The organism is Citrobacter meridianamericanus (genome assembly GCF_041320245.1).
In the GTDB taxonomy this organism is placed as follows: Bacteria; Pseudomonadota; Gammaproteobacteria; order Enterobacterales; family Enterobacteriaceae; genus Citrobacter; species Citrobacter meridianamericanus.
The window spans coordinates 5,308,868-5,320,156 of record NZ_CP101036.1; the positions used below are offsets into that span (position 1 = coordinate 5,308,868).

An 11,289-nucleotide genomic window follows, 5' to 3' on the forward strand; every position below is an offset into this window, starting at 1 on the left:
CGCAAATAAAATAAGAAAATAATCCAGAAGCATAAGCGCTTACTGGATTATTTAAGAGTAGTTGGCAAGTTTTGTTATCAGGCTTTTACACGCTGAATGTAGTCGCTAAATGCGGTCAACTGGCCGGTCAGGTGGTCCAGCGTGCTTTGATCGATCACTTCACCTGTTTGCGGGTCCACTTTATTCTGAATCACGCCACCCATAAATTCCGGCTTGTTCATTACCATCGCGTCGAGGAACACCAGGATTTGACGCAGATGATACTGGCAGCGCGCGCCGCCAATAGCGCCCATGGAGCTGGTCTGGATCAGCACCGGCTTGCCGGCTAATGGCTGATCGGGCAGGCGGGACAGCCAGTCGATGGCATTCTTCAGCCCTCCAGGGACAGAATAGTTATATTCTGGTGTGACGATGACGACACCGTCAGCTTTCCTGATTTGCTCTGCCAGCGCTTCTACACTGGCCGGAAAACCTTCATCTTGCTGGAGATCGGCATCATACAGTGGGATATCACCAATCGACGGCAGTGCGTTCACTTCCATTCCCGCTGGAGCAATCTTGGGCAGCGTACGGGCAACCATTCCATTAAACGAACCTTTGCGCAGACTTCCCAGTAACGTAACAACATTCATTGTTTCAGACATGGTGACTCCTGTTTCATCATAAAGGTTAAATCAAAGCGTATGGCTCTTCGCTGCGCATAATTGCGAGAACCGGATCAGACGACCCGTTGGCTCATTGGCGCGAGTCTGGATATCAGGCAAACTTTTCCAGTCCTGCTTACCATCAAACTCCCAAACCTTGAGTTTTTCAATGGCTGGCGAAACCGCAACCGACCACACCAGCACATCTTCCGCGTCGCAAATGGCTTCAATCTGTGCAACATGGGCACATTTCAGACGTCCAGCGCCGGGTAAAAGCTGGAGTTCGCGCGGATCGTCATTGCATACATCGCCAGTGAGTTTGAGTACGCTCTGGCGCAATGTAATGAGCTGCGCGCGCGCTTCGTTAGGATCGTTTTGATTGTTTATCCACAGATTCTCGTTGTTGGAAAAGCGCCAGGTTTCCGCTGAATTCGGATTGTGAAAGCCGCGAGTCGCCCGCTGAAGCTCCATATCCAGGCCGCATATTCCTTCCGTGGTTAGCGCAACGCCGACGATATTGCCGGCATAAGAAATCGAAAATCCCGGCAGGTTCTTATCGCGAAAAACGGGCTTTCCTTTGGAGTGAGTAGCAATCTCGGGCAGCGTACTGGTGCCGTAAAGCATAAACATCAGTTCAGCGAGAAGACTTCGGGAAGCCAGGAAACGTGTCCGGCGATGAGCAGGTAGATCTCTTGCTTCGATATGACATGGAGAAGGGAGGCGAGCTGATACCAGGTGTCCCTCCGTAAGAATCCCTCTGGCAAAATGTGTCGCCATTTTCGCTCCGTGATTAATGGTCCGTGATTATCACCAGAGTAACATTTACGCGGCTTTCGGGCAGGCTTTACTGCCTAAAAAGTAGTCGAAAATGGGATTCATTACGCGACATTTACATTTCTGTTGCAAAAGTGGTCGATATAGCAACATCGTAGCGGCGGATAGTCAGGACATATCGCGATAAAGCGCCTTGATCGTGTCTTTCAACCAGACGATCTTAGGATTATGACTGTTACGTTTATGCCAAAGAAGAGTGAACGGTACGCGCATTTTTTCCAGTTGTGCGGCATCAAATGGCATCGGTCGCGCCACGAGCGGGAGCTGGTAGAGTTGGTTATAACGTCGGCAATAGACCGGGGCTGTAGCTATCAGCGCGTGATCTGGCTGCGCGGCCATAAACAGCGACTGCTCAAAACCGGGCAGACATAACGCGATATTACGCTCACGCCCCATTTCTTGCAGGACTTCATCCAGCGCCCAGGTATCGCTTTGCTCCCAGCTAATGCTGATGTGCGGATAGCGCAGAAATGTGTCCAGATTCCACTCTTCTTGCAATGCCGGATGATCTTCACGCAGCCAGACGCAGGGGAGATCGGAAAACAGGACTTCATGGTCGATCGACAACGGCAGCAAACTTAACAGCTCACGCGAACGCGGATGGCTTTCGCGCCCGGTAAAGCCAATATCCACCTCGCCGCGAATGATTGCATCCAGCGAATCATAGTCCCAGTTGCGTATTTTAATCGTCGCCTGAGGATAACGCTGATAAATCTGCCGGGAGAGCGCATTGAACATGATCATCACCAGTGGCGTTTCGGCTACCAAATCAAACTTCAGCCCACGCGGCGCTTCATGGTGTGGCTTATCCAACAGTTGGTTGCCCATTTGCATCCATTCCGCCAGGTTCTGCTCCATGCTGACCATCAGCGGCGTTGGCGTTAACCCAAGGGGGGTGTTCACAAACAGCGGATCGTCAAACCAGGTTCGCAGCTTCGACAACGACTTGCTGACCGCCGACGGCGTGACGTTCATTCGTTTGGCGGTTTTGGTGACGCTGCGCTCCTGCATCAGGAGCTGCAGGCAGAGCAATAAATTAAGATCGAGACTGCTGAGGGATTTCTTCATGAGTGAGCGCGGACCGGTTTGGGGCAACAGTGATAATCAGCATGATACTCACTATGCTACAGCCAATCAGAATCCCGATCAGCATATTCAGCGCATCAAGGCCGAGCACCGCTGCCAGCCAAATCCACAGCGAGGAACCGCAAACCTGAGCTATGCCTAACGCCGAGCTTGCCACCCCCGCACGCAGCGAGAACGGCCCCAGCGCCTGGCTCATGGCGACGCCGAAGCCGACCGAGAACCCGGCGCAGATTAAGGTTAACCCGAACAACGTTACCGCGTGTGAAGTAGCAAGGATTAACACCACGCCTGCACACAGAAACAGCACCTGCGAGGTCAGCATCAGAACGCGAGGCTTAAACACGCTCAGGGCGAATGGTGTAGAGAAAGAGACCGCCATACTGACGCCTGCAGTCATGGCCATCGTAGTGGCGTACTCACCGCGGTCGAAGCCCATCACTTCCATCAGCAGAACAGGAGACGTATTCACAAAGGTCAGGATCACCGACACGCTGAGGGTGGTAATGGCCAGACGGCTCAGGAAAAAACGGTTCACCAGCGATTCAGCGCAGTGGTTCTTTTCTGCAGATGCCGGGAGCGTCGCTGGGCGCGATTCTCGCAGGACAAACACCGACAGCAGACAAACGACTACTCCCATGCCGATCATCGTGTAGAACAGGCTCTGCCACGGGTATTTCAGCATAATCAAATGCCCCATCACCGGCGCCAGCACCGGCACGATGCAGGTGATACCGTTTAACAGCGACAGCACCTTCGCCCGGCGGCGATCGTCGAGCGTATCGCGCAGAATGGCGAAAGCCACCACATAGCAGCAGCCTGCGCCTACACCCTGAATAAAGCGGCCAACAAGAAACGGCGTACCGCTCTCGGCGAACGAACATAGCGAGGAGGCGACAATAAAAATGAGAGCACCCGCAATGGCGACGGGTTTGCGTCCTGACTGGTCGGCAATTTTACCGGCGAATAGCATCGCCGTTGCCATTCCCGCCAGATATACCGAAAACGCGATATGCAGTTGCGCCTCGCTGGCTTGTAGATCGGCCGCAATACGGGGCAGCCCCACCAGATACATATCAATTCCAGCGGGATAAAGCAGAACCAGGGCAAAACTGCAGATTAGAAAGCGTGTCATAGCGACCTCATGAGGAAAGTGGCGCTAAGAATACGGGGAGAGAGTTGTCTGTGCGAGTTGCCATTTGGACAACCGTGATTTCCTAAGAGGAAATCCATTGTTGATTCGGAATGTATTTATATTGGTTAATAAATGTACGAGATAAGATGGGTTAAAAATAGCAATACAAAATGCAAGGGATTGACATGGAAATTATTGGTGATAATACCTGCGTTACGAGTATAAAACCGAAAGGAAAAATCGTTTATTGCCGTGGTGAGCCGCATAAATACTGGCTTGAACTGCAGTTTGTCGATGAGAATAACATTCCTGTATGCGGGCTCAATGTCAGGCTGGAATATCGTCCGCTGACATCATCAGTATGGCATCAGCGTGAAAATAGCTACAACTCAACACCTCCTCCCAACCCTCCAGCGGGCGTTACCGACAATCAAGGATTGGTCCGGTTTGATGATCTTTACTGGATAACTGTAGATGTTAAGACGGATGGGCAGCAACTGGCTGATGTGATGACACTGCGGCCACTGGGTGTCAGACGTAATCCTAACAGCCAGCCAGAGAGTAAAAATATGTTCTGGTCGGGCATCCGTGACAATATCTGGCGCTCAAATGTACAGGAAAAAACAGAAGCGGCTAATCATGTGTATCACTATGTCACTATCGGGGAGTTATGCGACCGCCTACCGTTGATTGAAGGTTGGGATGAACCGGAGCCTCCGGAATTTCATTTCCCACCGAATCGCTCCCTGAGGGGGACGGAGATCCCCTGTGAACTGCTGGAAAAAAGACACGTTATTGAAATCTGTCCATTTCGGGCATGGGTATTGGCACTGCACGACACAAAAAACTATGACCTCGCCAACGCACTGAATCTCGGCATTATGGCTGACTTGGTTTATGCGGCAGAAAAAGATAATAAAACTATCAACTATTTCTTCCGGAATAAGTGTCAGGATCTATCATGCATTCCTCTGTTCGCTGAATTTCCTTCCTGGTACCACACGCTGGCGGTCGATGTCCCTTTTCATGACCGCTATCTCCCACCAGTGTATCTGAGCACGAAAGATAGTGAGCAACCGGAGGGGGACACCCGGCTCTTTACGGTGGAATGTGGCACGCATGTGCTGGTTGCATGGTGTGGGACTGATAGTCTGTTGAATGTGCTAACTGATTTATCATTTGCACCAAAGCGTTGTTTGCCGGAACTGGCTGGGGCGGGAAATGTTCATGGGGGATTTCTGGAGGCTTATGAGCTGGCTAAACGGAAATTTAAGGAACAGCTAGATTCTGTTAAGGCAATTTTAGATAAAGAGAAAAAACTTTTTATCTGCGGGCATAGCTTAGGCGGTGCGTTAGCATTGCTATATGCCGCAGAGATGAAAACCAATCAGCCTATACTGTATACCTACGGAATGCCGCGTACATTTACCCGTGCGGCAATATCTTTTTTGGGTAGCATTCCCCATTACCGGCACGTCAACGACAATGACTCAATCACGCAAATCCCTCCGGATGCCGATCTGGATAATGCGTTTTATGAGAAATGGGGACCATTAGGGGATAAGCTGGGGTTTGACTGGTCACTGACGACGACTGCCGGTCTTGGGGGCGCTGTGCGGGATCTAGCGTATCAATCTGTGGGGCTTGTAGAGAAAAAAGATCCATACTGGCATCACGGTAAAACGGTGATTTTTTTCCGGGCAGAGCAGTGTTCAATGCGGGTTGCCAGCCAGAACCACAAAAGCCTTCTCGACGGACAGATCTACACACGCCATTTTGTGGGCGTAAAACTATATCTGGTTCCTTCTCTGAATGATGAATGTCTGAAATCTAGCGGTGAGCATCAGGAAACGTTCATCCAGTGCCTCACTCCGCTCAGTCTGACAAAGACCTTTCCAAAAAATACCAATCCGACTCTGAACGGTTTAGGTACGGATCCGCAAAGTCATTCGATGGCGCACCGCTATTTGCCCTACATCCATAATCAACTGCTTGAACTGGCAAATCCGGAGCTAAAGATGAGAAGAAAAGAGATGCGGATGCGATTTCGCGATGAGGTTGAGAAAAGTGCATCCAGTAACGGGCAGCCGGATGAGATCCAGCGTAACCGTGAATTTCTGATGCTTCAGGATTTACTGCCGATAGCCCTGCAACTCATGGAGTCTGATGAAGTTGGCCGCAATGCCCTGACCCGTTTCGCGGCGGTGACGGAGGAAAGCGTTGAATTATTTTAATAGAATTAACGTCATTGTGTTAACTATCGCACTACTTTGTGGGTGCGGAGATAACACGGATCAGACGCTTTCCCCTCCTGATAATGCCCGACGTGTCAGCGTGTCATTCCGGATGCCTGAGGGCATCACTCTAATGCCGATGCAGGTACTTTACCGCTCTGAAAAGTGTATGGATAAAAGCTATAACTCCAGCTTTGAATCTTACCCTGTGCGGGGATACAACGGTTTTACGCAGCCTTTCGTCCGGCAGGGAATGGGGGGGCTGTGGCAGACCAGTATTGCCATTGATGGTGGTGGGCCGTGCCAGTGGCAGCTAAATTCACTGAGAGTAAGTTTCAGGATTGCGGATAATATTCCGTTGGTGAAAGGAAAAGAAGTCATTGAGACCAGTTATATCTTTGATTTTGGAGATTATGGCCTCAGTGATGGGTATGGGACAGGGAGGGCAAAAGAGGTCAGTGGAGATCTTGATTTAAAAACGGATTTTTTCCCTATGGTGGCAAACCATATTGATAACACAACGAGTTTGAAATTATTTGGTGGAAATACCGGCCCCGAAAAATGGCGAAGACGTTTTCGGCTTAGGGATACTCAAACCATCCTTATTGAGCCAGTCATTCATTTCGATAAAGTTGTTACTTTGACACCTCCAGATGCTCCAGGCAAACTTACGGCAACTTATCCCGATGGCAGTAGTGAAAAGATCCCGCATATTTATCCCAGCTATGAAAAATTGCTGTCGATGAAATGATAATTTATGTAGTTCCCGCCAGAGAACGTGCTGGCGGGATTTTTCATTAACGGCCAATTTCTGAAGAATTACTTACCAATACAGAAGCTGGAGAAAATTCGTCCCAGCAGATCGTCGGAGGTAAATTCCCCGGTGATTTCACTGAGGTTTTGCTGCGCCAGACGTAGCTCCTCCGCCAGCAGTTCTCCGGCCCATGCGCCGAGCAGTTGAGCTTTACCCTGCTCGAGATGCTCCGCCGCTTCAGCCAGCGCTTGCAGGTGACGACGACGCGCCAGGAAGCCGCCTTCCATATTAGTTTCAAAGCCCATGCTCTGTTTGAGATGGTTACGCAACACGTCAACGCCTTCACCAGTACGTGCAGAGAGGCGAACCAGTGAGTGGCCATTTACTTCGCTAAGGCCAAGCGTCTCACCGGTAATATCCGCTTTGTTACGCACCACGGTAATTGGCAGTTTGGCTGGCAGACGGGCAATAAAGTCTGGCCAGATGTCAGCCGGGTCCACGGCGTCGGTGGTGGTTCCATCAACCATAAACAGCACACGGTCGGCTTGTTCGATTTCCTGCCACGCACGTTCGATACCGATGCGTTCAACTTCATCGCTGGCATCGCGCAGGCCCGCAGTGTCGATGATGTGCAGCGGCATACCGTCGATATGAATATGCTCACGCAATACGTCGCGAGTCGTCCCCGCAATGTCGGTCACAATAGCCGCCTCACGGCCTGCCAGCGCGTTCAGCAGGCTCGATTTTCCGGCGTTAGGACGTCCGGCAATCACCACTTTCATCCCTTCGCGCAACAGGCTGCCCTGACGTGCTTCGGCACGAACAGCATCGAGATCGCTGATAACACTGTTGAGCTGCGCTTCAATCTTGCCGTCAGATAAGAAGTCGATTTCTTCATCCGGGAAGTCGATTGCCGCTTCCACATAGATACGCAGGTGAGTGAGCGCTTCCACAAGATGATTTACCCGTGCGGAAAATGCGCCCTGCAATGAGTTCAGCGCCGAGCGAGCGGCTTGCTCTGAGCTGGCATCGATCAGGTCAGCAATGGCCTCTGCCTGGGCCAGATCGAGCTTATCATTGAGAAACGCGCGCTCGGAGAATTCGCCCGGTCTGGCGATACGCAGCCCGGGAATCGTCAGAATACGTTTGAGCAGCAGATCAAGAATTACCGGACCGCCGTGACCCTGAAGCTCTAAAACGTCTTCACCGGTAAAGGAGTTCGGGCCGGGGAACCACAGGGCAATCCCCTGATCCAGCGCGCTGCCATCCGCGTCTTTAAACGGCAGATAGTCGGCATAACGCGGTTTTGGTAGTTTCCCCAGTACGGTTTCTGCGACCTCGCGCGCCTTCAGGCCGGAGATACGCAGGATACCCACGCCACCACGTCCCGGAGGGGTGGCCTGAGCGACGATGGTGTCGTTATGGCTCATGATAGTTCTCTTATAAATGTAAAAAAGGCGGTCTATTGACCGCCTTCTCTGGCATTAACTTTACCGTGAATACTCGAAATAATTCAAGTTGCAGGAAGGCGGCAAGTTTGTGAGCCCCAGGAGCTTGACTTCCGTAAGCTCCTGGGACAAGCAAATGCAGCCAACGCACCTGCGGCTTGAAGAATGAAGAGTATCAGGAGTTTTTCTTCTCGCGGCTATGCAAACCACGCTTCTCCAGACCACGGTAAATCAGCTGCTGCTGAATAATGGTTACCAGGTTGCTGACGATATAGTACAGCACCAGACCTGACGGGAACCACAGGAAGAACACGGTGAAGATAACCGGCATGAAGGTCATGATCTTCTGCTGCATCGGGTCGGTCACAGTGGTAGGCGACATCTTCTGGATGAAGAACATCGTGATACCCATCAGGATCGGCAGGATGTAGTACGGGTCCTGTGCGGACAGGTCATGGATCCACAGGATGAACGGCGCATGACGCAGTTCAACGGAGCCCATCAGCATGTAGTACAACGCCAGGAAGATTGGCATCTGGATGATCAGCGGGAAGCAGCCGCCCAGCGGGTTAACCTTCTCAGCTTTATACAGGGCCATCATTTCCTGGCTCTGACGCTGTTTGTCATCGCCCAGACGCTCACGCATAGCCTGAATCTTCGGCTGTAGCATACGCATCTTCGCCATGGAGGTGTACTGCGCTTTGGTCAGCGGGTACATGATGCCACGAACGATAAAGGTGATAACGATGATGGAGAAGCCCCAGTTACCCAGGAAGCTATGGATCCATTTCAGCAGCTTAAACAGCGGCTGAGAGATGAACCACAACCAGCCGTAATCCACGGTCAGATCCAGGTGCGGTGCAACGGCCGCCATTTTATCCTGAATTTCCGGGCCGACCCACAGGGTGCTGGTCATCGCGCCAGTCTGACCAGGCTGTACCAGAACCGGCTGTGCTTTATAGCCGATAGCAGCAATGCCGTTACCCAGATTAGCGGTGTAGAAGTTGTTGGTGCCGTCGTTACGCGGAATCCATGCCGTGGCAAAATACTGTTGCAGCATTGCAACCCAGCCGTCTTTAGCATTGACGTTCAGGTTTTCGTTGTCAGCAATGGTGTCGAATTTGTATTTCTCATACTTCTCATCCGGCGTGGAGTACGCCGCACCACGGAAGGTGTGCAGCGCAAAGTTGCTGCTACCGGTGTCGCGATGAGATGGCAGATTGATGGATTGCTTCAACTGACCAAAGGTGGAGACTTCCAGCGGTTTTTCGCCGGCGTTCTGCACACTGTAGTTAACGTTGACAGCATACTCACCACGCTTGAGTACAAACGTCTTGGTGAACGTGTTACCCGCTGCGTCAGTATAGGTCATCGGGATCTGCAGTTCGTTCTGACCGTCAGCCAGTACAAACGCGTCTTTTTCGACGTTGTACAGCGGACGCGGGCCGTTTGCCGGGTTATCCGGGCCGTCACGACCTGTCAGGCCACTCTGTGCCTGGTAGATGAACTGTGGCGTGGTTTCCAGTAACTGGAACGGTTCGGTAGAACCAAGTTCTTTCGGGTAAGCTGGCAGCGAAGCCTGTTCCACATCACCACCACGGGTGTTGATGGTCAGATCAAGCACGTCAGTTTTAACCGTAATCAGTTTCCCCTGGCCACTGGCCGGTACGCCCTGGTCTGCGGCGCTACCCGCTGCGGTGGTCGTTGTCTGCGTGGTCTGTTGGGCCTGAGGTTGCGGGTTTTTATCCTGCTCCCAGGCTTGCCAGATCATGAAAGACACGAACAGCAAAGCGATGACTAAAAGATTGCGTTGCGAATCCATCGTTAGTGTTCTCTGGTATCAAATGGTCCGGGCGGGACGGGATCGTCACCACCAGGGTGTAAAGGGTGGCATTTTAATACGCGTTTCACCGTCAACCAACTGCCTTTTATCACTCCAAACCTGCGCAATGCCTCAATTCCGTAGCTCGAACAGGTTGGAGTGAAACGGCAATGCGGCCCAAGCAGCGGACTGATCAGGCGTTGATAGACCCGAATGAGGGCTATCAGGACCCGCGAGCCAGGCGACAATGGCGACGCCATAATTTTTCCAACGCTTCCGAGAGAGCACGGTTATCGAGGTCAGCAACCCCTTTTTTCGCCACCACCACGAAATCCATTGCTGGAAGTTCGTGCTGACGTAAACGGAAGCTTTCACGCGTCAGACGTTTAATCCGATTGCGTTCATGCGCACGTTTAACATTTTTCTTGGCGACAGTAAGACCGATACGGGGATGCCCCAGCGAATTCAGGCGGCCGAGGATGGTGATTTGCGGCGTGCCAGCCCGTTGTGGCTGCTGGAAGACGAATGTGAAATGAGTGGGAGTTAACAAACGTAACTCCCTGGGAAATGCGAGCTTAACCACTCAGGGGCTAGCTTTTATTACTTAGAAACGGTCAGACGAGAACGGCCTTTAGCACGACGACGTGCCAGAACCTGACGACCATTTTTATTAGCCATACGAGCACGGAAGCCGTGAGAACGGTTGCGCTTCAGTACAGACGGTTGAAAAGTGCGTTTCATGGCGATTTCTACCTAAACTTGAATAAATTCACTGACTTTTGCGTATACCCGAACGAATTTCGAACGACTTACGCCACAGTGTGGGTGATTAAAGAGGCCGGATTGTAATAATTGTACACTCCGGAGTCAATTCTCTTTCCTTATTTCCCGCTTTTTTCCGCACGGTTTCGCGTAAAAAACAGGCAGCGTTGACGCCGTTAGGCGACCGTTACTCGCTGGGGGTAAGAATTATACGGGCTAGTGGATAAAGCGCAAGGATCGCCCGGGATCTTTATTAGATCGTTTAAGCAGTAAAGCATCTTTACTCATTAATTTTTTCAATATGCGCGCTAAAACCTGCAGCACTTCTCCAGGATCGTTTACACTTAGCCGATTCTGGATCATCCTGTGGATAAATCGGGAAGAATCTGTGAGAAACAGAAGATCTCTTTCTCAGTTTACGCTATGATCCGCGGTCCCGATCGTTTCCATGGATCCTGATCGGGTAAAAATTGCAGATAGCAATTCGCACGTCACCCTTTGCATAGGGTCTTGTCGGTGTGCGTCAACAATCATGAATGTTTCAGCCTTTGTCATTTATCGACTTTTGTTCGA

11 protein-coding genes are annotated in these 11,289 nt (G+C 51.4%); 2 read left to right on the plus strand and 9 right to left on the minus strand.

Translation table 11 applies throughout. The features are described from left to right. Nucleotides 1-77 precede the first annotated feature (77 nt). From NMD08_RS25730 to NMD08_RS25745, 4 genes are all read right to left on the minus strand, one after another. Nucleotides 78-644 (minus strand): NADPH-dependent FMN reductase, encoded by a 567-nt coding sequence (locus tag NMD08_RS25730; protein WP_187253936.1) that lies wholly within the window; start codon nucleotides 642-644, stop codon nucleotides 78-80. A 30-nt stretch (nucleotides 645-674) separates the two neighbouring features. After that, on the minus strand, nucleotides 675-1,421 hold the full coding sequence (locus tag NMD08_RS25735; RefSeq protein WP_151217156.1) for a 4'-phosphopantetheinyl transferase superfamily protein: 747 nt from the start codon (nucleotides 1,419-1,421) through the stop codon (nucleotides 675-677). Nucleotides 1,422-1,586: 165 nt separating this feature from the next. Continuing rightward, complete coding sequence (yidZ, locus tag NMD08_RS25740) at nucleotides 1,587-2,546, minus strand: HTH-type transcriptional regulator YidZ (RefSeq protein ID WP_151217154.1); 960 nt, start codon at nucleotides 2,544-2,546, stop codon at nucleotides 1,587-1,589. Further along, a complete protein-coding gene (locus NMD08_RS25745; protein ID WP_210905549.1) occupies nucleotides 2,515-3,696 on the minus strand; it encodes an MFS transporter in 1,182 nt (393 codons plus the stop codon). The genes yidZ and NMD08_RS25745 overlap by 32 nt, the downstream gene beginning before the upstream one ends. A gap of 185 nt (nucleotides 3,697-3,881) precedes the next feature. Between NMD08_RS25745 and NMD08_RS25750 the strand changes: the two genes are divergently transcribed. Further along, the gene (locus NMD08_RS25750; RefSeq protein ID WP_286539152.1) at nucleotides 3,882-5,930 is read left to right on the plus strand and encodes a lipase family protein; all 2,049 of its coding nucleotides are present in this window, start codon (nucleotides 3,882-3,884) and stop codon (nucleotides 5,928-5,930) included. Nucleotides 5,931-6,099: 169 nt separating this feature from the next. Next, nucleotides 6,100-6,681, plus strand: coding sequence for a hypothetical protein (locus NMD08_RS25755; RefSeq protein WP_247605087.1), 582 nt, complete (start codon nucleotides 6,100-6,102; stop codon nucleotides 6,679-6,681). Between the two features lie 68 nt (nucleotides 6,682-6,749). On the opposite strand, the gene mnmE is transcribed toward NMD08_RS25755, so the two are convergent. The 5 genes from mnmE to rpmH all read right to left on the minus strand — a co-directional run bounded on the left by mnmE (nucleotide 6,750) and on the right by rpmH (nucleotide 10,695). Beyond that, nucleotides 6,750-8,114: a tRNA uridine-5-carboxymethylaminomethyl(34) synthesis GTPase MnmE gene (gene mnmE, locus NMD08_RS25760; RefSeq protein ID WP_032945460.1), complete on the minus strand. Its 1,365-nt coding sequence runs from the start codon at nucleotides 8,112-8,114 to the stop codon at nucleotides 6,750-6,752. A gap of 193 nt (nucleotides 8,115-8,307) precedes the next feature. Beyond that, the gene (yidC, locus tag NMD08_RS25765; protein ID WP_187253930.1) at nucleotides 8,308-9,954 is read right to left on the minus strand and encodes a membrane protein insertase YidC; all 1,647 of its coding nucleotides are present in this window, start codon (nucleotides 9,952-9,954) and stop codon (nucleotides 8,308-8,310) included. Between the two features lie 2 nt (nucleotides 9,955-9,956). Next, entirely contained in the window at nucleotides 9,957-10,214 is a 258-nt protein-coding gene (gene yidD / locus NMD08_RS25770) for a membrane protein insertion efficiency factor YidD (protein ID WP_003023846.1), read from the minus strand. Continuing rightward, the gene (gene rnpA / locus NMD08_RS25775; protein ID WP_003844432.1) at nucleotides 10,178-10,537 is read right to left on the minus strand and encodes a ribonuclease P protein component; all 360 of its coding nucleotides are present in this window, start codon (nucleotides 10,535-10,537) and stop codon (nucleotides 10,178-10,180) included. Before rnpA ends, yidD begins: the two co-directional genes overlap by 37 nt. Before the next feature lie 17 nt (nucleotides 10,538-10,554). Next, nucleotides 10,555-10,695 carry a 50S ribosomal protein L34 gene (gene rpmH, locus NMD08_RS25780; RefSeq protein ID WP_003023858.1) on the minus strand — a complete coding sequence of 47 codons (141 nt, stop codon included), beginning with the start codon at nucleotides 10,693-10,695 and terminating at the stop codon, nucleotides 10,555-10,557. Nucleotides 10,696-11,289: the final 594 nt, after the last annotated feature.

What these genes read in the sequence shown, in the direction of transcription:
- NMD08_RS25730 (WP_187253936.1), bottom strand. Translation starts at nt 644, where the DNA reads ATGTCTGAAACAATGAATGTTGTTACGTTACTGGGAAGTCTGCGCAAA.
- NMD08_RS25735 (WP_151217156.1), bottom strand. Translation starts at nt 1,421, where the DNA reads ATGGCGACACATTTTGCCAGAGGGATTCTTACGGAGGGACACCTGGTA.
- yidZ (WP_151217154.1), bottom strand. Translation starts at nt 2,546, where the DNA reads ATGAAGAAATCCCTCAGCAGTCTCGATCTTAATTTATTGCTCTGCCTG.
- NMD08_RS25745 (WP_210905549.1), bottom strand. Translation starts at nt 3,696, where the DNA reads ATGACACGCTTTCTAATCTGCAGTTTTGCCCTGGTTCTGCTTTATCCC.
- NMD08_RS25750 (WP_286539152.1), top strand. Translation starts at nt 3,882, where the DNA reads ATGGAAATTATTGGTGATAATACCTGCGTTACGAGTATAAAACCGAAA.
- NMD08_RS25755 (WP_247605087.1), top strand. Translation starts at nt 6,100, where the DNA reads ATGGATAAAAGCTATAACTCCAGCTTTGAATCTTACCCTGTGCGGGGA.
- mnmE (WP_032945460.1), bottom strand. Translation starts at nt 8,114, where the DNA reads ATGAGCCATAACGACACCATCGTCGCTCAGGCCACCCCTCCGGGACGT.
- yidC (WP_187253930.1), bottom strand. Translation starts at nt 9,954, where the DNA reads ATGGATTCGCAACGCAATCTTTTAGTCATCGCTTTGCTGTTCGTGTCT.
- yidD (WP_003023846.1), bottom strand. Translation starts at nt 10,214, where the DNA reads ATGGCGTCGCCATTGTCGCCTGGCTCGCGGGTCCTGATAGCCCTCATT.
- rpmH (WP_003023858.1), bottom strand. Translation starts at nt 10,695, where the DNA reads ATGAAACGCACTTTTCAACCGTCTGTACTGAAGCGCAACCGTTCTCAC.